This window comes from Hyphomonas pacifica, assembly GCF_000682675.1.
GTDB lineage: Bacteria > Pseudomonadota > Alphaproteobacteria > Caulobacterales > Hyphomonadaceae > Hyphomonas > Hyphomonas pacifica.
Map to the genome: position 1 here is coordinate 43,468 of NZ_AWFA01000005.1, position 20,894 is coordinate 64,361.

19 protein-coding genes are annotated in these 20,894 nt (G+C 57.3%); 12 read left to right on the forward strand and 7 right to left on the reverse strand.

Annotated features, from left to right (window positions below; genetic code table 11):
• The first annotated feature begins 29 nt into the window (after nt 1-29).
• Both HY2_RS02605 and HY2_RS02610 read left to right on the forward strand, forming a co-directional pair.
• Nucleotides 30-911, forward strand: coding sequence for a mechanosensitive ion channel family protein (locus HY2_RS02605; RefSeq protein ID WP_051594641.1), 882 nt, complete (start codon nt 30-32; stop codon nt 909-911).
• Nucleotides 912-965: 54 nt separating this feature from the next.
• Nucleotides 966-1,721 carry a DUF2270 domain-containing protein gene (locus tag HY2_RS02610; protein WP_051594642.1) on the forward strand — a complete coding sequence of 252 codons (756 nt, stop codon included), beginning with the start codon at nt 966-968 and terminating at the stop codon, nt 1,719-1,721.
• Nucleotides 1,722-1,874: 153 nt separating this feature from the next.
• On the opposite strand, the gene HY2_RS02615 is transcribed toward HY2_RS02610, so the two are convergent.
• Nucleotides 1,875-2,744 (reverse strand): AAA family ATPase, encoded by an 870-nt coding sequence (locus tag HY2_RS02615; RefSeq protein WP_034824438.1) that lies wholly within the window; start codon nt 2,742-2,744, stop codon nt 1,875-1,877.
• 399 nt (nt 2,745-3,143) lie between these two features.
• On the opposite strand from HY2_RS02615, the gene flbT reads away from it, so the two are divergent.
• From flbT to HY2_RS02630, 3 genes are read left to right on the forward strand one after another with little or no spacing between them, the layout of a single operon-like run.
• Complete coding sequence (flbT, locus tag HY2_RS02620) at nt 3,144-3,530, forward strand: flagellar biosynthesis repressor FlbT (protein ID WP_034824441.1); 387 nt, start codon at nt 3,144-3,146, stop codon at nt 3,528-3,530.
• Nucleotides 3,530-3,841, forward strand: coding sequence for a hypothetical protein (locus tag HY2_RS02625; RefSeq protein ID WP_034824444.1), 312 nt, complete (start codon nt 3,530-3,532; stop codon nt 3,839-3,841). Before flbT ends, HY2_RS02625 begins: the two co-directional genes overlap by 1 nt.
• Nucleotides 3,842-3,850: 9 nt before the next feature.
• Nucleotides 3,851-4,498, forward strand: coding sequence for a MarC family protein (locus HY2_RS02630; RefSeq protein WP_034824447.1), 648 nt, complete (start codon nt 3,851-3,853; stop codon nt 4,496-4,498).
• A 26-nt stretch (nt 4,499-4,524) separates the two neighbouring features.
• Here the strand turns inward: HY2_RS02630 and HY2_RS02635 are convergent, their stop codons facing one another.
• A complete protein-coding gene (locus tag HY2_RS02635) occupies nt 4,525-5,814 on the reverse strand; it encodes a hypothetical protein (RefSeq protein WP_034824449.1) in 1,290 nt (429 codons plus the stop codon).
• Nucleotides 5,815-6,095: 281 nt separating this feature from the next.
• Between HY2_RS02635 and dksA the strand changes: the two genes are divergently transcribed.
• Complete coding sequence (dksA, locus tag HY2_RS02640; RefSeq protein ID WP_034824532.1) at nt 6,096-6,512, forward strand: RNA polymerase-binding protein DksA; 417 nt, start codon at nt 6,096-6,098, stop codon at nt 6,510-6,512.
• A gap of 342 nt (nt 6,513-6,854) precedes the next feature.
• Nucleotides 6,855-7,982 carry a FliM/FliN family flagellar motor switch protein gene (locus HY2_RS02645; protein WP_034824452.1) on the forward strand — a complete coding sequence of 376 codons (1,128 nt, stop codon included), beginning with the start codon at nt 6,855-6,857 and terminating at the stop codon, nt 7,980-7,982.
• Between the two features lie 7 nt (nt 7,983-7,989).
• On the opposite strand, the gene HY2_RS02650 is transcribed toward HY2_RS02645, so the two are convergent.
• Genes HY2_RS02650 through HY2_RS02660 form a run of 3 tightly spaced genes read right to left on the reverse strand, consistent with a single transcriptional unit; the run spans nt 7,990 to nt 11,588 of the window.
• Complete coding sequence (locus tag HY2_RS02650) at nt 7,990-9,003, reverse strand: TerC family protein (protein WP_051594643.1); 1,014 nt, start codon at nt 9,001-9,003, stop codon at nt 7,990-7,992.
• Nucleotides 9,004-9,060: 57 nt separating this feature from the next.
• On the reverse strand, nt 9,061-9,708 hold the full coding sequence (locus HY2_RS02655) for a YceI family protein (RefSeq protein WP_034824455.1): 648 nt from the start codon (nt 9,706-9,708) through the stop codon (nt 9,061-9,063).
• 2 nt (nt 9,709-9,710) lie between these two features.
• Complete coding sequence (locus tag HY2_RS02660) at nt 9,711-11,588, reverse strand: DUF885 domain-containing protein (protein WP_034824458.1); 1,878 nt, start codon at nt 11,586-11,588, stop codon at nt 9,711-9,713.
• 201 nt (nt 11,589-11,789) lie between these two features.
• On the opposite strand from HY2_RS02660, the gene HY2_RS02665 reads away from it, so the two are divergent.
• The 3 genes from HY2_RS02665 (at nt 11,790) to HY2_RS02675 (ending at nt 15,010) form a co-directional block, all read left to right on the forward strand.
• Complete coding sequence (locus HY2_RS02665; protein ID WP_034824461.1) at nt 11,790-14,381, forward strand: response regulator; 2,592 nt, start codon at nt 11,790-11,792, stop codon at nt 14,379-14,381.
• A 26-nt stretch (nt 14,382-14,407) separates the two neighbouring features.
• A complete protein-coding gene (locus tag HY2_RS17270; protein WP_155836537.1) occupies nt 14,408-14,569 on the forward strand; it encodes a hypothetical protein in 162 nt (53 codons plus the stop codon).
• Between the two features lie 120 nt (nt 14,570-14,689).
• Nucleotides 14,690-15,010 (forward strand): carboxymuconolactone decarboxylase family protein, encoded by a 321-nt coding sequence (locus HY2_RS02675; protein ID WP_034824464.1) that lies wholly within the window; start codon nt 14,690-14,692, stop codon nt 15,008-15,010.
• Between the two features lie 750 nt (nt 15,011-15,760).
• Here HY2_RS02675 and HY2_RS02685 read toward each other — a convergent pair.
• Nucleotides 15,761-16,495 (reverse strand): alpha/beta fold hydrolase, encoded by a 735-nt coding sequence (locus HY2_RS02685; RefSeq protein WP_034824469.1) that lies wholly within the window; start codon nt 16,493-16,495, stop codon nt 15,761-15,763.
• Between the two features lie 77 nt (nt 16,496-16,572).
• On the opposite strand from HY2_RS02685, the gene HY2_RS02690 reads away from it, so the two are divergent.
• Nucleotides 16,573-17,190, forward strand: coding sequence for a S24 family peptidase (locus HY2_RS02690; RefSeq protein ID WP_034824472.1), 618 nt, complete (start codon nt 16,573-16,575; stop codon nt 17,188-17,190).
• 71 nt (nt 17,191-17,261) lie between these two features.
• The gene (locus HY2_RS02695) at nt 17,262-18,785 is read left to right on the forward strand and encodes a cryptochrome/photolyase family protein (protein ID WP_051594644.1); all 1,524 of its coding nucleotides are present in this window, start codon (nt 17,262-17,264) and stop codon (nt 18,783-18,785) included.
• Between the two features lie 37 nt (nt 18,786-18,822).
• On the opposite strand, the gene HY2_RS02700 is transcribed toward HY2_RS02695, so the two are convergent.
• Nucleotides 18,823-20,652, reverse strand: a complete 1,830-nt coding sequence (locus HY2_RS02700) for a L,D-transpeptidase family protein (protein WP_034824473.1) — start codon at nt 20,650-20,652, stop codon at nt 18,823-18,825.
• Nucleotides 20,653-20,894 lie beyond the last annotated feature (242 nt).

Below are 20,894 nucleotides of genomic sequence, written 5' to 3' on the forward strand. Positions count from 1 at the left end.
TTGAGGATTTAAAAAGTGCCATAGAAGGTATGGCTTCAGGCTTTTTCAAAAGTCTGCCTGCCTTGATAATCGCCATTGTTATCCTCGTCCTGACTCTTGTTGCGGGGCGTGTTGTACGGGCTATCGTGACAGCAGGTATGAAGCGCGCACGGGTGCGCAGCGCGCTGATCACACTCGCTCAAAATCTTATTTCCATCGTGTCCTGGGTCATTGGTCTGGCGATTGCCGCGCTGGTTGTCTTTCCCTCTGTTTCGCCCGGCAACATGGTCGCCGGTCTCGGGCTTACCTCTGTGGCCATCGGTTTTGCCTTCAAGGATGTCTTTGCGAACTTTATGGCGGGCGTTGTCATTCTCGGTCGCAAAAAGCTGCGCATCGGGGATGTGATTGAATGCGAGGATGTCTATGGCCGGGTGGAAGACATTCTGATCCGCGAGACACATGTTCGCGAACCGGACGGGGAGTTGGTGATCGTGCCCAACTCCTACCTGTTCGACAATCCGGTCGTCATTCAGACAGATCGTGGCCTGAAGCGGCAGGAGCTTGTCGTCGGCGTCGACTATGACACCGACATGCGAGAGGCAAAATCGGCCCTGATGGAGGCCCTGAAGTCCTGCGATACAGTCAACAAGAATGAGCTGACACAAGTACAATGTGTGTCATTCGGTGGCTCTTCCATCGACTTCAAACTGCTCTGGTGGGCGAACAGCCGGCCTGCCGATCAGCGCGAGACCTATGATGAAGTCGCCTTCGCAGTTAAGGACGCGCTGGATGAAGCGGGTATTACTATCCCGTTCCCGCAATCTACACTCTCATTCAGACCCGAGGCTGTGCCCGTTCCGGTGAAGGGGGTGCGCGCGGAGGAGGCAGGGGAAGAAAGTGAAGACGAGGCAGAGTCCCGTAAAAACAAGTGATAACGGGACGCTTTGCCCCTTGGCGCGGGACTGACTCGCGCCATACTATGCCGCATGAGCAGCGATATCGAATTTTTAGAGGATCCAGAGAGTGATCCACCGGAGGCCATTGCAGGCAGCAAGGAGGTTGGCGCACTTGCCCACCTTTACCGCGCTGAGGTGTATCGCTCGACCATCTGGCGCCAGCGTCTGGACCAGACGACCAATTGGGCGGTGATCACAACTGGCATTGGCCTGTCTGTATCCTTCTCCTCTGCCAGTGCCTCTCCCTTTCCCATCGTTCTGGTGGGGGCCTTGTGCATCATGTTCCTGATGCTGGAGGCGCGGCGCTACCGGTTCTTCTATGTCTGGCGGTTTCGCGCGCGCGTGCTGGAGATTGCCTTCTACGTACCGATGCTGCGCGGGCAGGGGGCCCGCATCCCGCTGGACCGTGGCACAGCGCTGTCAGACGATTATGAAAAACCCCAATACCGAATATCCTCGCTGCGGGCGATCGGCCGTCGTCTTCGCCGCAATTATGGATGGATCTTTGCTATTCAGGGCGCGGCTTATTTCGCCAAGATCGCCATTCATCCGACAGACGTACTGACATGGGGGGAGTTCGTCAGGCGGGCCCATCTTGGTCCTATCCCGGGACTGGTCGCTCTCATCTGCGGTCTGCTGTTTCATGTCGCCTGGATCACGCTTGCCTGGAAAACCTGGTTCGATGAGCGCAGCGACAAGACCAAGATGGAAGACTTCCTGAGAAGCCGCTCTGACGTAAACCGCCGCCCCAAAGCCCAGCCTCTGGGAGATATCCAGCAGGACTAGAGGCGATTGCTGGAGCCATGCATTCGACTCTCAATACGTCTTGCCGATCAGGGTAAAGACGTATTGAGAGCTATAGAAGGTGATGTATCGCGTATGCCAACCTGTCCCTTTTTAAGGGAAAGGCTGATCTTTCTGCGTTCTTTAGCTGTCTGCTTAACCCGCAGGGCCTCTGCGGCCGCCGCTTTCGCCGCGGCGAGCGAGGAAGGCGAGGCGCTCGAACAGGGCGACATCCTGTTCATTCTTCAGCAGCGCACCATGCAGCGGCGGCGTCAGACGCTCAGGGTCTTTCTCCTTCAGCGTTTCGAGGTCGATATCCTCGTTCATCAGGAGCTTAAGCCAGTCGAGCAGCTCACTGGTCGATGGCTTTTTCTTCACGCCCGGTAGTTCGCGCATGGCGTAGAATGTCGTCAGCGCGTCTTTCACCAACTTCTGCTTGATGCCCGGATAGTGGACGTCGACGATTTCCTGCATCGTTTCCTCGTCCGGGAATTTGATGAAGTGGAAGAAGCAGCGGCGCAGGAACGCGTCCGGCAGTTCCTTCTCATTGTTCGAGGTGATGATCACGATCGGGCGCTGTTTTGCCTTCACGGTTTCATCGGTCTCGTAGACATAGAACTCCATCCGGTCGAGTTCCTGCAGAAGGTCGTTCGGGAATTCGATGTCGGCCTTGTCAATCTCGTCGATCAGCAGGACAGGGCGCTTGTCAGCGGTGAACGCCTCCCACAGCTTGCCCTTCTTGATGTAATTCTTGACGTCTTTGGCGCGCTCTTCGCCCATCTGGCCATCGCGCAGACGAGAGACTGCGTCATATTCGTAGAGGCCCTGATTGGCCTTTGTGGTTGATTTGATGTGCCACTCGATCAGTTCAGCGCCGAGGGCCTTGGCCACTTCGACGGCCAGAACGGTCTTTCCGGTGCCTGGCTCACCCTTGATCAAGAGGGGGCGTTCCAGAGCAATGGCGGCGTTGACGGCCACTTTCAAATCATCGGTTGCGACGTAATCCTGGGTGCCTTCAAAGCGCATGAATTCTTCCTTATCTGGGTCTGCCTACACAATAGACTGGCCGCCCTGTGGGGCAAGCGCTTACGTGGCGAAAGGGCAGTGCCGCGCTGCAGCAAGGATTTAATTATTCGCTGTCTGGAGAGCATGGTATATACATTGGGCCATGCGCGCCGCCACGCAAGCTCAAGCTTCAGATCAGTGTCGCGCGCTTCGGTTGGCTGGCCTGATTGGCTGGATGCTCCGAAGATGCTGCAGGCCTTATGACCCTATGCATCCGTGATACGGGCGCATGGCACTTTGTCTTCCGATCTGTTTTTGGGGCAGCCAGGTGCCATTCTGGCACAACTTACGATATCGCAATTAAGCGTTAACGCCTTTCTGCAAATTTCAACAAAACATGCAGGATCGGATTCGCACGCCATGCCCTTGAAGCTGTCCCTGAAGCCGGGTGAAACATTCGTTGTAAACGGTGCAGTTGTGCGCAATGGCGACCGTCGAGGTGTCTTGTTGCTGGAAACACACGCACGGGTTCTGCGCGAGAAAGACATTCTCAGACCCAATGAAGCGATCACGCCGGCTGGCCGCGCCTATTTCGCTGTCATGCAGATGTATCTGCTGGGGGAGGTAGATGGCCCGGCCTATGCGCAGGCAGCCGAAGCCTTGGCCAGCATGCTGGCGAGCTGCCAGTGCGAGGAAGATCGCGAAGCTGTTCTGGACATTTCCGCAGATGTTACCAGTTCCAATCTTTACAGGGCGCTCAGCCGTTGCCGCAAAATGATGTCGGCAGACGTGCAGGGGGCAGCCTGATGGCGGATGGAAGTCTGATGAGAGCTCACACCCTACCGGAAACGCCCCCCGTCAGCCTGGATGAGGCGATCTCCCGCCTGGAGGCCGGGCAGGGGGAAGACATGATCGTGGATCTCGGCAATGGCCGGACGGCTTCCGCTGATGGGCACCGGGGCAAGGAAGGCCTGCTCCAGCGCCTGCGAGGGCACCGTATGATGCTGGCTCTGGCTTCGGGCGCAGCGGATCTGTCCCGCTTCGAAACAGCTCCACACAAGGTCAGCGTGGCTCCCATGGTGCAGGAAATCCTCGACGCCGCCACGCAAAAAGACTAGGGCGCGCGCATGAGCGCTGACCTGATCTCTCTCTTTACCGCGACATTCGTCACGTTTTTCGTCCTGATTGATGCCTTGGGCGTTGCGCCGGTATTCGCGACCCTGACAGCGCAGGGCAATGCTGCCTATCGCCGGAAGATGGCGTTCAAGTCCATTTTGGTGGCCAGCATCATCATCTTTGGCTTCGCTTTTGGCGGCGCGTGGCTGCTGAATGCCATGCATATCTCGATTGATGCCTTCCGCGCTGCGGGCGGCATTCTGCTGTTCCTTATCGCGTTGGATATGGTGTTTGAAAAGCGCACCGAGCGCCGGGAGCACCGGGCTGAGGAGCATCTGGACAGCCATCCGGCCGACCCGGAGCCAGACGATATTTCAGTGTTCCCGCTGGGCATTCCCATGGTTGCCGGGCCGGGCTCGATTGCTACGGCCATGTTCTACATGTCGGAGAAGTCTGACTGGGTCGAGAAGGGCATTGTTCTGTCCGCGATCGGTCTGAACCTTTTGCTGACGTTGGCCATCTTTCTGGCCGCTGGCCCTCTGGTACGCATGATGGGGGCGAGTGTGGCAGGGGCCCTGACCCGTATTCTGGGCGTTATCCTTGCGGCCTTGTCAGTTCAGCTGCTGATTGACGGCATTCAAGGTGCGTTTGGCCTATAGGAGACTTTTGTCTCTCCTCTGATGCTTCAGATGCCTGTCGGCTCAACGCGCTTCTTTGGAAGGCGTACATTCCGGCGGAAGGTCGCAATCATCACATAGAAAAGGGCGAGGCCTGAAGCGGTCAGTCCCATGACCTGCAGCATCAGTTCGCGTGTCCATTTGATGCCTGTGTCTGCAATGCGCAGCGCATCAGGGCCATCTTGTTTCACAAGAGCAACAGCCCTGTCTCCTCCCGCTTCTGTCAGCAGGCGAACGCGGCGCAGGTCGGCCGTATCTTTGACCGGTTCCAGAAGCGTGATGGCCGCAGACGGGCTGGTCAGCATGCCAATCCGGTCAATCTGCACAAGATCAGCTTCCAGCTTTTCAAGGCCGTGCGTGTCGAGCGATTCCATGAACGCGGCTTGCACACGGTCTTCCCGCACATTGGTTGTCGCCAGTTCGCCAAGCGCATCTTCCAGGGCGGGGCGCAGCTTGCTGTCGGGCAGGGCGTCGTTGAGGCGCTCTTTGAGGTAGGCGGTGAATTCCGGAGTCATGCGCCGGGCACGGCGCGCTGACTTCAGAATGGAGGCTGCGCGGATATTCGTATCCGACAGACCATTTGTTGCCTCGGCTTCGAGCAGTCCGATCGCGGTGATCTTCAGGGTCAGAATATCGACCCGGTCCCCATCCAGCCAGCGTTCGGAATTGTTTGCCAGATCGGCAAATGTACCCAGTAGCAGGAAGTGGCGGTTATTTCGGGAATTGGTGCTGACAGATATCTCACTGTCGGCTTCAGCTTCTGCATCCGCAGAAGTCTCGCCTTTCTGGCCCGTTGCTGCGTCAGAGGTTTCGCTGGCCTCGGTGACAGGCGTAAGCTCAATACCAGAGTCCCGTATCCGGGCAGAGACCTGAGCCTCTTCCAATTTTAGCCCGATATCAAGCGGCAGCTTTCTGAGGGCGGCAGCGGCCAGCCGGTCGTCCGCGCGCTCAAGACGCACGCCATTCGAATCGGCTTCCAGTTCCCGAACAGATTCCCTGTCGAGCATTTGCGGCGCTGCGAGCAGAAATCCGCGCGCAGCCGCAACATCCATATCGTTCAGCTCGCGCTCGACAACATCATGCCAGAATTTGTACTTGTCGCCCGCACTGCGCGGCGCGAAGGAGGCAAAGGCCTCGTCCATATTGCGACGGGTGGTGTCGATGGCTTCAATGCCGGGAGATTCAGAGAAGGTTGAACCGGAAAAAGCCGCAGCAAGGCTCTGCGCGGCGATAACAGGCATCAAGATCAACAAGGAGTTGAAGACCACTGCCTGCATCCAGCCGGAGGTCTTATCCATAGTTTTCCGGCGTCGGGGCATGTACGCTGAAACCATCAATCGGCTGAGTTTTGGACGAAGGATCATAGAGCGCGTCGTCGCCCTAAAGATCAAGTCCCGGCCTGTAAATTGCAGGTGAAAGCGGGAATAAACCAGTAGAATGCTGGTGATATTCTTTAAGAAAATACACGTTTTTGCCGCAATTGTCTGAAAACATTGACAAAAATTACACAGCAAGAACGATTGCAGTGAATCGCTGGGCGTTCTATATCCGCCCCCAAACAGAGTTAAGGTATGAAGCGATGAGTGTTGACCTATCGGACGACTATCGCCCCTCGGAGGACGAGGACTTCATGAACGAGCGTCAGCTCGCCTACTTCCGGAAGCTTCTCGAAACCTGGAAAGCCGACATCCTTGATGGTGCCAAGCAGACCATCAACAATCTTCAGGATGAGTCTGGCTCGCTCCCGGATATCGTGGATCGCGCTTCGGCGGAAAGCGACAAGGCGCTGGAGCTGCGCACGCGGGACCGACAGCGCAAGCTGATTTCCAAGATCGATGCTGCATTGCGCCGGATCGATGATGGCTCTTATGGCTATTGCGAAGTGACGGGTGAGCCAATCAGCCTGCGCCGTCTCGAAGCCCGGCCGACAGCCACGCTCAGCCTGGAAGCCCAGGAACGTCATGAGCGCAAAGAGCGTACCCTGCGCGACGATTGATCCGCAGGCCGTTCCTACAGCGTTGAAAAGATAACGGCGGTGACCCCGAAAAGGATCACCGCCGTTTTTTTACATCAGCCCAACGCTTCGGCAGATATGCTTGACGCCTCATGCGTTGAAGACATCATGGCATGAAGGTCCAAACGATGTCTTACAGCATGGTAATCAAGGCCTTAACGACGAAGTGTGATATTTAACAATAAGTGCTTCGCTGTTAATGCCGAACGATCCAGAGACCTTTCAATGACTGATGAGAGCCGCAGCAGGCGGGAAATTACTAACCAGTCGTTAACCGTATCAGGCGCAAAAAAGAGATTCACACAGGACCCGGCTGATATTCATATGCGTTCCACCTTGCCTCTCGCCGCCGATGACGGATGGGACATGTCTCCAAGACGTGAGGCAGACATCATGCTGGACATGCCGACCACGTTTGAGCCGATTACACCGAAGAGGCCATTACCGACCTCACGCGGCGTGCTTAGCCCGGCCGAAATTGAAGCCCTGTTGCGTCCAAATCTGGATGACATGCCGGATATCCCGGAAGAGCCGGAAGTCACCAGCGACAAGCCCATTCCGGACCTCGCGCCGGAACCCCCTGCACGGCCGCGTCTGAGGCCGGTTGTCAGCACCCCTCTTGCTGCCGACATTTCCGAGGATGCGCGCCGCCTGGCTGCACGCCTGTCTCTTGCGCTGCGCGATGGTTGTGGATTGAAAGCGGCGGCAACAGTGCGGGCCGGGTCTACAGGAAGCTTTGACCAGGCACTTTATCCGGGCTCTGCCCCGGCAGGCTCTGCCATTGCCTGCTTTGCTGCGCCGGGCGGCGAGATTGCCGCCATGATGGTGCTGAGCGCGCCGCTGGTCAGTGCCCTGATCGAAACAGCCTGTGGCGGAAAGCCGGCAGGGCAGGGCGAACAGGAAGAGCGTGTCCGTCAGCTGACCCTGCTTGATACGGCGCTTCTGGAAGCGCTTGTGCGCCCCCTGGGACCGGCCATCGCGCCAGCCTTGCGCTTTGCGCGTATCGAAACGGACGAAGAATTTGCGGCAGCCCTCGCCAATCCTGGAGACGCTTCCATTCTGGATCTGGATGTGCGGGTGGAGACGGTTCGTATGACCGCCCGCCTGATCCTGGCAGAAGATGATCTGTTTGATGCGAGTGAGGCGCCAGCGGCCAGGACGAGACCTGTCCAGCCCGCCAGTGCGCCGGTTGAGACCACTCCGGAACCAAAGGCAGCGCCAGCGGCCATGACAGCTGTGCTGACAGCCCGCATTGCCTCTCTCAGTGTTCCGATGTCCCGTCTTGCAAACCTGAAAGCGGGTTCAACCCTGCTTTTGGGCGTGCCGGCGGATCAGCCTGTGGAATTACTCACCGGCGGGCGTGACGGCCCGGTGGCCGCGGAAGGCCAGATCGGCCGCAAGGGCAATCGCATGGCGTTGCGTATCACGCGCCGTACACAGATCCTGCGCTAGACTTCAATCAGCTTTGAGCGGGCTTGGACGTCTTGCGGTCCATATGCGCCTGCGCGCCATCGCGGGAAGCTTGCTCCGTGCCCCCGCCAAGGATCTCCGCTTCTTTCTGTGCCCAAAGGCGTTTCTGATATTTGCTGGAAATGATGTCCGTCACGACCAGAACGAAGATCACCAGGTAGAAGGATGATTTGGACATTGCTTCGATCGTGTAGGTGAACAGGACCATGTGGGACAGGTGTGCGCCTTCTGTGACCAGCAGTACCCCGACCAGGAAAAGGATGAACAGGCCGAGCACCTCATACATGCGGTTCTTCTTCAGGAAGTTGGCCACGGCATCTGCCATCAGGGCCATCACGACCCCCGAGACAATGATAGCGATAGCCATCAGCCAGACCTGATAGTCCTTGCCAGGACGGCACCCGACAGCGTCCGGGATGGGGGATGAGATCAGCGCGGCCTTGCAGTCTGTCACAGTGCCTTTGAATGTGCCGAGTGTTTCGCCGGCCGAATTGACGATCTTGGCAATCTCCACATTGGCAATTGCCATGGCGGACAGGATCGAGTCGAAGGAGAAAACCATGTTCATGGCCACGATCAGAAGGATGGCCTGCGTGACGGATTTGGATTTGCCACCCTCGCTATGCTCGATGTGTTCCACGGTGAGCATGTGGGAGATTTCCTTGACCGCCGTGTAGATGATGAAGGCCCCGCCAGCCAACGTGATGAGGCCCTGGAACGTGAACTCCCCTTCGAAAAGGCCTGGCACATGGAAGCCGAAGAGCGGTTCCGACAGGGCATCGAACAGTGCCACGATGATGAACAGGAGAATGATCCGGAAGATGACGGCCAGGCCAATGCCCCAGCGGCGAACCATGGGCGCCTTGGCTTCACCCACGCGTTTGGATTCGATGGAAATGTAGAGCAGGTTGTCAAAGCCCAGAACGGCCTGAAGCATCAACAGCATCAGTAATGTGAACAAGCCCGATACCGTGAAGACTTCCGCAATAACCTCGCCCAGCATTCATCGTCTCCCGTAAAATAGTGTCTTCTCCCCCTGTTAGGGGAGACGCGCATCAGATCAAGATACGTCAGGCTTGCGTAACAGTTCCGCTTCGATCTCCAGATGTACCGTGTCGGCCAGCAATCCGCTGAATTTGCTGATGCCGAACTCGGTCCGGTCGAGGTCACCACGAATTGAGAAGCCGGCAACATCTGCTCCGCGCAGCCGGTCATGGGCCGAGCCATTGAATTTGACCGACAAGGTGATTGGCGCGGAGCGACCGTGCAGGGTAAGGACACCTTCGACATCAGCGGTTGTTTCGCTGGTCAGGATGATCCGCGTCGACTGGAACCGGGCCTGGGGATAGTGTGCGGCATCGAACCAGTCGGAGCCCATCAGGGTCTGCGCAAACTCGTCATTGGCGATGTCGAGCGACATCATGTCCACAATGGCTTCCAGCATGGCCTCTTCCGGACGTCTGGGGTCTCCTTTCAGCGTCACGTCGAAGTGGTCGAAACGCCCCACATAGGTAGAGAAATCCAGATGGTTTATCTTGAACAACAGGGAGGCGTGTGCCGGATCAAGCTGCCAATTGCCTCCCTTCATCTGGATGGATTGAGTTTCCACATCCGGCTTAAGGAAGGGGGTAACGACGGAGGCGCACGCAGCCAAGGTCCACAGGCTCGCGGTTGCAATCCCCAGCAGGGCCAAGCTGCGTGCTGTCATGTTCAAGCGTCCTTTTTCTCGTCGATCCAGGTGTCGACATTCTCTTCCAGGATCTGAAGCGGCACGGCGCCATCCTTCAGAACCACATCATGGAACTCGCGAATGTCGAACCGGTCGCCCAGCTCCGCCCTGGCGTGCTCGCGCAGTTCAACAATCTTCAACATGCCGATCTTGTAGGCGGTCGCCTGGCCGGGCATCACGATATAACGTTCAATGGCCTTGCGGGCATCACCTGCCGGGTTAGGCGTATTATCCATCAGATACTGGATCGCCTGTTCGCGCGTCCATTTCTTGTCGTGGATCCCTGTATCGACCACGAGACGCGCAGCCCGCCAGATCTCCATCGCGAGGCGGCCGAAATCATCATATGGATCAGAATAGTAACCCATTTCCTTGGGAAGCAGTTCGGAATAAAGGCCCCAACCCTCGGTGAACGCGGTATAGCCGCCAAATTTTCGGAAGCTCGGAATGCCTTCCAGTTCCTGCGCGATCGCAATCTGCATGTGATGGCCAGGAATGCCCTCATGGAAGGCGAGCGCCTGCATCTGATAGGTCGGCATATCCTGCATGCGATACAGGTTTGCGTAATAGATGCCGGGGCGGCTGCCGTCCGGGGCAGGGCGAGAATAAAAGGCCTTGCCGGCAGACTTTTCCCGGAAGGGCTCAACCGCTTTGACGATCATGTCTGCCTTGGGGAATGTGTTGAAGACACTCGGCAGATCCGCCTTCATGCCGTCAATGATCTCCGTGGCTTCACTGAGATATTCAGCGCGACCTTCATCCGTATTCGGTAGATAGAATTGCTCATCGTTGCGCATGAATTCGAAGAAATCCTGCAGGCTGCCCTCGAAGCCGACCTGTTGCATGATGCCGCGCATTTCGTCCTGGATACGCGCCACTTCATCGAGACCGAGCTGATGAATCTCCGCAGCGCTCTTGTCTGTTGTCGTCATCTGCTTGAGGCGCATGGCGTAATAGGCCTCGCCATCAGGGAACTTCCAGGCACCATCATCTGTGGAGGCCGTCTTGGCCTGTTCTGTCAGCACGGCAATCGCGTTTTCATAGGCGGGGCCGACGGACGTTTTCAGCGCTACGGCTGCGCGATCCAGCAAGTCTGAAGCGGTTTCTGCGTCGATATCATTCTTGTCCAGCAGGGCCTGTACCTTGCCCCGGAAATCTTCCATCAGCGGGCTGTCCTCGCTGCCATCAGCCGCGTCGCTGGTGAAGGGATAGCCGGTGATAACACCCTGAGAGTCGCCTAGCACATAGGGATAAACGAAAGCCGGCGGCTGGATGCCCTGGCTCACGGAGTATTTTGCATTCTCCACATTCTGGCCGAGATAGTCGTGAACGCCTTCAAGGCGGGAGATGTAGGCTTCCGCATCTGACAGGCTGGCCACACGATGTTGGTTCACCAGGAAAGCCGGAATGCCGGACTGGGCGCCGAACATCTGGTTGAATGTGTAGCTGTGATGCCGATAGGGGAACGCGGCTTGTTCACGGGAGAACTCATATTCAGCGAGGCGCCAGGAGAGTTTCGCCTGATCGTCCAGTTTGTCGTAATCGAAATTGCTCTTCATCTCTGCGATGTTCTGGCGCTGGATTTCCAGATCCTCGAACGCGCGAGCATCGCTGACATCATCCCATTTGTCGTAATCGGTCTTGATGCCGAGATAGGTCTGCATCATCGGGCTGCGGGCCGCAGCCTCCTGAAATTTCTGTTCAAACCATGCGTTTAGGCGCTCACTTTCAGTTTCGGTCTCGAGCGCTTCCTGAACAATCTCCTGCGCTGCGGGCGCAGGGGCGGTTTCTGCCATGTGCGTCCCGTTGCAAGCTGCAAGAAGAAGAATGCCTGCGATAGCGGTGGAAGTCTGTCTCATGAAGTGCCTCGATTGCTCTGTGAATTCTGTAATTTCTACTGTTTGCCTTAACGGCTTTTTCGCTTTCATTAACCTTTGCCGTGCCAAACTGAATAAACTAGGATTCCGCCATGTCTGAGTCGGCAAGTCATGCCGAGCGAACAAGGCGTACAGTAAACGGCGCGAAAGTTCAGCGCTGGCGGTAGGAGTGTAAAGCGACCCATGGATTCCCCAGACCAGGCGAAAGCGACCCCCGCAGAAGACCTTGAACTGGCCGCCGAGGCAAGTGCAGCGTCCGCGAGCAATCAGATTGACATGATGCAGCTTGGCTTCTGGGTCTGTTTGCTCATTTCGATTGCAGCGGCGAGTGTGGCGCTGGCTTGGCCCGGTGCATCCGGTGCGCCGGGCCCGATTCTGCTGATCGCGATGGCGTCTGGCGGCCTTGTCTTCCTGTTGTGGAGTGTGCGCGGTGCAGGCCGCATGCTGGGCCTGTTCCCGGAACGCGGGTCCATTGCGCGTGCTGCGCAATCAGCAACGCCGCGTTTCGGCTGGATCGAGGCGCTGGACGAGTCCGTGCTGATTGCAGACCAGGGGGGCGCCCCTGTCGCGGCCAATAATGCCTACCGCGAACTGACCAGCATGGCGTTGATGATGGGGCAGTCCGAAGGGGCACCTGTAACCGTGGATCGCCTGTTCGGCTCTAATCCGGGGCTTGCCGCGCCTGTCTACCGTCTCTCAAAGGATGCCAAGATCGGCCATGCACGCCGTGAAGTGCTGCCGCCGATCACAATAGGGCCTGAGCGGGTGCCGGCCCAATTCGAAATTACCGTTTCTCCGTTGCCACGCGAAAAAGTGCTGTGGAGAATTCGCCCGATTGCAGGGGACCGTGAAGCAACGGGGGCGTCTGACCTGAAGTCGCTCTATGTTGAAGATGCGCCGATGGGCTTCTTCGCCGCCCGTCCGGACGGCACGATCACCTATGCCAATGGCTGGCTGCGCGACATGCTCGGTCTGCCGGAGACGGCCAAGAACATTCGCATTGATGACATCATGCGCCCCGAATTCGTGAAGATGCTGGCGAGGGACCGCAAATCCGGCGCTGCTGGGCGTGTGGACATTCAGCTGCGCGGCCGTGACGGTGTGGAACGCCCGGTTCAGGCGATCACCACCTGGTCCGGCAAGGGTGCTGAAGCAACTGGCCGCACCATCATCCTGGCGAGCCAGCAGGTGATGAGCACAGGCGAAGACAGCAATTTCCGCGTCTCCACCGCATCGCGTCCGCCGCGCCCGGATGGCGACCCGATGTTTGACGATGCCCCGTTCGGCGCCGTTCGTCTCGAAGGCGCCAGCGTCGACAGCGCGATCATCATGGATGCCAACCGATCCCTGATGGAGATCACCGAAGGCAAGGGCGCGCCAGGTGGCAAGTTCTCTGACCTCTTCCTTGTGGAAGAGGGGGAAGAGGCGTTGCATGGCCTGCTCGTGGATGCCATCGACAAGCCGGTTGCCCTCAGGCTGGCCGGTCGTGAACCGAAACATGTCAACGTGTTCGTCGCCCTGGATGGCGCAGGCCGTCCTTCCGTGGCCTACATCATGGACATTACCGAGCAGCGCGAACTGGAAATGCGCCTTGCGCATGGTGAAAAGATGCAGGCTATCGGCCAGCTCGCCGGCGGCGTTGCGCATGACTTCAACAATGTGTTGCAGGGTATCATCCTGAATAATGAACAGCTGATGGTCCGCCATCCGCTAGGCGATCCTTCCTATCCGAACCTGAAGTCGATCCACGAATTCTCGATCCGGGCAAAGGATCTGGTCAAGATGTTGCTGGCCTATGCGCGTCAGCAGACTTTCAAGCGAGAAGTCTTCGCGGTGACGGATTTCATGAGCGAATTCCATATCCTGCTTCGCCAGCTGCTGGACGAGCGGATCGAAATGGAAGTGAAGCATGGCCGCGATGTGCCTTATGTGAAAGCCGACAAGAACCAGCTGGAAAATGCCCTGTTCAACCTGGCCACCAATGCGCGCGATGCAATGCTGACCCACAAGAATGGCGGCAAACTGACGATCCGCACCGCGCGCTCTACAGGCAAGGAAGCGCAGGAAAAGGGCTTCTCCTTTGTCAGTGATGGCGAGTACATGCTGATCGAAGTGGAAGATACCGGTCACGGCATGACGAAGGATGTCATGGACAAGATCTTCCAGCCCTTCTTCACCACGAAGGAAGCCGGGGTCGGAACAGGTCTGGGCCTTGCGACAGTCTATGGCATCATTAAACAGTCCGGCGGGTATATCTGCACCACGTCGAATGTGGGCAAAGGCACCACCTTCCACATCTATCTGCCTGCTCTGAAGGCTGAGGAAATTCCTGAGCCTGTAGAGATGATGCAGACGGAGAAAGTCAGCAGCCGTCCGATGGACATTTCCGGACGCGGACGGATTCTTCTTATCGAAGACGAAGACGGCGTCCGCGGCATTGCCGCCTCTCTGCTGCGCACCAGTGGCTATGAGGTGGAAGAGGCGTGCGATGGCGAAGAGGCGATGGAAATTCTCGAGGATAATCCGTGCAGCTTCGACCTGGTCATTTCTGACGTCGTCATGCCGGGCAAGGACGGCCCGACGCTGATCCGTGAAGCCAAGGAATTGCTGGGTCATGCCCGCGTCATCTTCATCTCCGGCTATGCCGAACGTGATATTGCGCAGCAGCTGGATGATGACCGTGCGGTCTCCTTCCTGCCGAAACCGTTCACCGTGCGCCAGCTGGCTGAGCGCGTGAAACAGGAACTGGGCAATCCCAGCAAGGAAGCTGCCTGAAAGACTACCGAGGCGGAGAGGGTGATATGAGCAAACTGTTCACCTTCCGCCCGATCGGCACCGTTTCTTCCACGTGCGAGACCTCCATTGATGATGACTGGGAAGTCATCCCGGTATATATCAGTCTCGACCCGGAGCAGTTTGGCGGCGAGGCCCTTATCGGCCTTGACGCTTTTTTTGCACTGTGATGTCGCCTTCCTGTTCGACCGTGTAGCAGATGAGAAGATCGAGACCGGTGCGCGGTATCCACGGGGGCGGCAGGACTGCCCCTAGGAGATCATGACAAGGTATTGGTAGGAAGACATAATATGGACACTGGAATCAGCAATTCGTTTCAGGCCTTTCTGAAAAAGGCGCCAGAGCACGCTGCTGCCTGGATGGGCGCTACGAAGGGGCTTGCGGACGCCAGCGCGCTTGATCAGAAGACGCAGGCGCTGGCCTATCTGGCCGTGCTCGCCGCATTACGGCTGGAGAGCGGCATTCCGTTCCATGCGGCGGAAGCGAAAGCGGCCGGGGCCTCCCGCGCTGAAGTGATCAGCGCCATTCTTGTCGGCCTTCCGGCAGCCGGCAATGCGGTGATCGGTGTGCTTCCGGCAGCACTCTCCGTGTTCGACGCGGGCACTGAATAGGCCTAGATATTCCTACCAGCACGTGCGGCGCCCGTGACGGCGCTTGGCGGGGGAACTGAGTTTTCAGGCATGAGGAGGCGCGTCAGGTTTCCGGCAAGGGGACGCTAAACCCGCTTCTCCCCGGGGCTTGTGAGCACAAGCGAGCGCACTGCGTTCGCCCGAACAAGGGGGTGAGGATGAGGGGGGGCTTGGCCGCCGCACGGGTTGCACTTGCGGAAATGCCTTTACCCCTCACCCCTGTCCCTCTCCCAAAGGAGAGGGGATTCATGCGCAGATAATCAGGCGTAAACGTGCGACCATCACACGCGGCGGCGAGTCGGTCATTGAAATGCGGTGCGGGCTGCAAGTGCGTCCACTCCGTCTTATGCCCCGGCACCCAGTCGATGGAGGCGAGGAAGACGCGTCCGTTCGGCGTAACGCTCCAGTGATACTGTACGCCCTTCCCATAAGTCCTGCGTATTGCGGCGCTGAGCATCATGATCTGGACCCAGATGAGTGGCCAGATCATGGCAAGGTGCGGCGGGAAGCCTTTGGGGGGATAGAAGAAAGACATGTGCCGGACTATACATCAGGACACGGAGGTGTTGGATAAGTTTATTTTCGCAGCAATGGGTACAGCAGGTTAGGGCGTCTCAGGCGGTGGATAAGGAGGGGGCGGTTGAGGGTGTGCTGTGTCAGTCATCCTTCGATTTCGCTCAGGATGAGTCCGCACTTCTGCGCCATGGCCAGACTTGGCCGGACCATATCGGACTAAACCTTCGCCCAGTGTTCCTTCAGCAAGCCCGCAAACTGTTCCGCGCGTTCGGCGCAGGCCCAGTGGCCGGCCCCTTTCTCGATGTGAAGCGGAACATTGTGCGTTTTCGAAAACCGTTCGGCGACGGAGAGGTCAACATAGGGGTCTGTCTCTCCCCAGAAGAGCTGGCCCTGTGAGGGCAGGTTCTTCAGGTCTTCCACCCACTCTCCCTTGAAGCGCAGGCCCACGGCCGAGCGATACAGGCTGAGAATGCATTGCCGCATGGTCTTGTCGATCAGCGGCACTTCCTGTTTGGCCAGGTCTGCAGGCATACCGCCCTGCATCAGCGCGGGCAGCAGGCGCTGTTTGTTCCGCATGCCCAGCATGACCATCTCGCCAACCAATGGCGTCGCCCAGCGCCGTGCCATTGTGTGTCCGGAATAGTCAGGGTCAATCACGGCATTGGTGACGCACCAGCTTCGCACCAGGTCTGGCCGCAGAGAGGCCGCTCGCAATGTGAGCAAGGCTCCCCAATCATGGCCGACAATGTCCACAGGTTCGTCGGCAGATTCCATCTGGCTGACCAGCCAATCGGCATAGGCATCCTTGGTGGCGCTGAATCCGTCCGGTCTGGGGCAGCCAAAGCCGGGCAGGGCGGGCGCCTTGTAATCAGCCTCTGTCAGGCCAAGTGCCTTGATCAGCGGCTGCCACAAATGCGGAGTATCCGGAACGCCATGGACAAAAATGATCACACTGCTTCTCCTACCCTGTTGACAATAGGCTGATATTCCTATTTACAAACCAAGGCAACCATTGGGAATATTATCCCATGAAACATCGGGACATCTGGCGGGGGATTGATGACCTTGCCAAACATCACGGGCTGACGGCTTCGGGCCTTGCGCGCCGGGCGGGGCTGGACCCGACGGCGTTTAATCCGTCGAAACGGCAAGGCGCGGATGGGCGGCCTCGCTGGCCCTCTACAGAGAGTCTTGCACGCGTTCTGGACGCTGTGGGGCAGGGCTTTGATGATTTTGCCGCGCTTGTAGATGGCCGGCGGGGCGCAATCGCGCCGCTGATCGGGTTTGCCCAGGCCGGTCAGGATGGCTTCTTTGACGATGCAGGCTTTCCTGTGGGCGGCGGCTGGGAAGAGGTGCGCTTTCCGGGGCTTGGCACAGAATCTGTCTATGCCCTGGAGATCAGCGGCGATTCCATGGAGCCGGCCTATCGGGCAGGGGATCGCATCATCGTTGCGCCGGGCGCTGAGGTGAAGCCGGGCGACCGGGTGGTCGCCAAGACTGTGGATGGAGAGGTCATGGCCAAGGTTCTGGCCCGCAAGAACACCCGAACTGTTGAACTCGCCTCCCTGAATCCGGCCTATCCTGTGCGCAGCTTCAAGCCGTCTGAACTCTCCTGGATTGCCCGCATCCTGTGGGCCAGTCAGTAACGTACGGCTGCATCCATTTCCGCCCGCTGTGCGTAGACAGCAGGAGCAGACAAATTGATGCAGGCAGGCATATGGCCAATCTCATTCTCTTGCTGGGAGACCAGCTGACACACGACATATCTTCGCTGCGGGAGGGCAATCCGGATAAAGATTGTGTGCTGATGGTTGAGGTGATGGAAGAGGCGACCTATGCCTGGCATCACAAGAAGAAAATCGCGTTTCTGTTCTCTGCCATGCGCCATTTCGCGGAAAGCCTGAAAGAGGAAGGCTGGACGGTCGACTATGTCCAGCTGGATGATGAAGAGAATACAGGCAGCTTTTCAGGCGAAGTGGAACGCACCCTGAAGCGGCGGGACGCCGAAGCTCTGCTTGTCACCTCCGCGGGTGAATATCGCGTGCAAGAGATGATGGAAGGATGGGAGGAACGCTTCGGGCTGCCCGTCCGCATTCTGGAGGATGACCGTTTCATCTGTTCACGGGAAGAATTTCGCGAATGGGCGGAAGATCGCAAGCAATTTCGCATGGAGTATTTCTATCGCGAGATGCGGAAGAAAACACGCCTTCTGATGGAAAATGATGGCGAACCGACGGGCGGAGAATGGAATTTCGACCAGCAAAACCGCAAGCCTGCGAAGCAGGACCTCTTCATGCCAACCCCGCACCAGACCGAGCCCGACAAGATTACCCAGAGCGTTCTGGATATGGTATCCGAGCGCTTTGAAGACCATCCGGGAAAACTGGCCCCCTTCTGGTTCGGCGTCACGCATGAAGATGCGCAGGCGGTCTTGGACCAGTTCATCGCGGAAGCTCTGCCCTGTTTCGGGGATTATCAGGACGCGATGCTGAAGGGGGAGAAGTTCCTTTATCACTCCCTCCTGTCCCTCTACATCAATGCGGGCCTGCTTGACCCTCTGGAAGTTTGCCGCCGGGTGGACAAGGCGTACCGTGACGGGAAGGCGCCTCTCAATTCCGCCGAGGGTTTCATTCGGCAAATCCTGGGGTGGCGGGAATATGTGCGCGGCGTCTACTGGCTGAAAATGCCGGACTATGTCGACATGAACTTTCTGGACGCCAAGCGCGAGCTGCCGGAGTTCTACTGGACCGGTGACACGGATATGGCGTGTTTGAAAGCGGCTATCGACCAGACACTTGAGGAGGCCTATGCGCACCATATTCAGCGCCTGATGGTTACAGGCAATTTCGCCTTGCTGGCAGGAATTGATCCAAAAGCGGTACACGAATGGTATCTGGCGGTTTATGCGGACGCGTATGAATGGGTGGAGCTGCCAAATACTCTGGGCATGAGCCAGTTTGCCGATGGCGGACTGCTCGGGTCCAAACCCTATGCGGCGAGTGGCAACTACATCAACAAGATGTCTGACTATTGCGGCGGGTGCAAATATGATGTGAAGCAGAAAACGGGGGAGGGGAGCTGTCCCTTCAACTCGCTTTACTGGGAATTTCTCATCCGCAACCGGAGCAAGCTGGAAGACAACCCGCGAATGGCCCAGATGTATAGCACATGGGAACGCATGAGCGGCGACAAGCAAGAGGCCTATCTGGAAACGGCAAAAGCCTTCCTGGGTCAATTGTGATCCAGAAAGGCTTTGGGCTGGGGAAAATGCTGGGTGCTTAGCCCTTTTGACGGGACGTGGCAGTTTTAGCCATCTCTTCTTCTGTTTGCGGAACATAGAGCGGGGCATATTTGTCCACCATCATAAGGCCGCCTTCTTCATTATAGACGTCACGCCAGAAAAACGGTGTGCCATCTTCGCCTACGGTGACCGTCATATAGGTGATGTGAATCTGCGTCTCATTTGTGAAGTCGATACGCTCGGGCTTTGTGCCTTCCAGGGCCTCTTCCACATCCTTTTTAGAAACAACCGGATCATCCTCGGCAATCCATTCGGCCATTTCATCCGGGTTTTCCAGGCGAATACAGCCAGAGCTGAAGGTGCGTTGTGCCTTGTCAAAGAGGCTTTGGCCCGGTGTGCCATGCAGGTAGACGGAATACTGGTTCGGGAAAATGATTTTCATGTCCCCCAATGCATTGCTGGCACCCGGCTCCTGGATAAGCTGATAGTTTTCGGCGGATGCCGGGTGCGTCCAGTCAACGCTGGCGGCAGAGACCTGCTCACCCGTTGCACGGTCGATGACCGTGAAATTCTTGCGCGCAGCATAACTCGGGTCCTTCGCCAGCTTGCTCAGCTTGTCCTTCTTCACGATACTGACAGGCGCATACCATTTCGGGTTTGCCACGGCATATTCAATCTGATCCGAGAAGACGGGCGTTTCTCGTGTCGGCATGCCTACAATTGTCTTCATGGAGATTTCCATTCGGTCACTCTCCCAACCCTCGGCCATGAAAGAAGGGATGTTCGCCCAGATATATTTCTGGCCAAGGTCATCATAGTGACGCCAACGATTCATCGTATCGGCGATACGGTCAATTTTGGATTCGACGCTTTCATTCAAAGCGGCGACCGTCTTGTCACCCAAGACGCCATCATCCTCCAGGCCGTGATGACGCTGGAAAGCCTTAAGGCCCTCTTCAAGCTCTGAATCGAACACCATTGCCGGGTCTGCGGACGCGTCTTTTTTATTCCCAGTTGCATTGGAAAGCTCAGCAACTCCATCCTCCAGACCAATTGTTTGCAGCAGGGCATCTGTCCAACTTTCCGGCTCCAGATAGCCTTCACGCTCTAGGCGCTCTCGCAGCGCCGGGACGCGGGCGTCCGTATCACCCGGTTCAATCGCATCACCCGTTGGAATTGCCAGCCAGCCACCCTCGGCCTTCAGTTCGCGGTAGTGTTTCAGTTCTTTTTTGAGGCGCACATATTGTGGATGCGTAGGCTCCATGTCTGAAAGAATGTCATCGGCATCGCCCTTTGCCGCGTCCACAAGATTCTTCTGCACCGTGGATTGGGACGGCTGGTCGGTTTTGGATGCTGCGGCTTCACCATTGTCTGAAAGTCCTCCGCTGACGGCAGATGCCATTCGGACCCATGCTGCGGTTAGCCGCAAATCAGCCTCCGCGCGGGCGACCGCTGTCTTACCGTCAAATCTCTGGGAAATTATGTTGTCAAGCAAGTCGCCGGACGTATCGGACGCCACAATGCCATATGAGAAAAGATCTGCGCGTGCCCGCTTAAGGGATTTCGTTCCCTTCTTGGTCCATATCGGCTCAAATACGTGCTGGGCGTATGTGGCGCGAACGGTCATCAGCACGCCGGCCTCTGTTTCTGCAGAGAGTTCCTTTTCCAGCCAGTCATCAGTTATCAAAGCCTGTAGGGCATTCGCTTCCTTGGAAGAAAGGGTAGAGCCCATCGCTTCATCGGCGGTCAGGGCAGCTACAGGAGCGCTATCGACTGGTGCGGAATGCTGAGCTGAGGCTGTGGCTACACCCAGAAGGCTTGCGGTCCCCAGAATGGTCGAAGCAAGAAGCTTGGTGTCGATATTCATTTGGTATGCCCTCTTTTTATATATCTGCTGTGGGTGAGCGGGGCTATCTTCCTATCGTGTGTGCCAAACTGCCCCGGGCACTGCTTTTCAAACTCGCAAATTAAACACGCCCGGGCTGAAGGGGTTCCGCGTTTAATACCTGAAAAGACTGAGAAAAATTTATGGCACTAATTCCGCGCTCGTGCGTTACGAGGGCAAGTGCATTGGTTAAAAAGTGCGCATGGTTATCTGTAATTTTGATG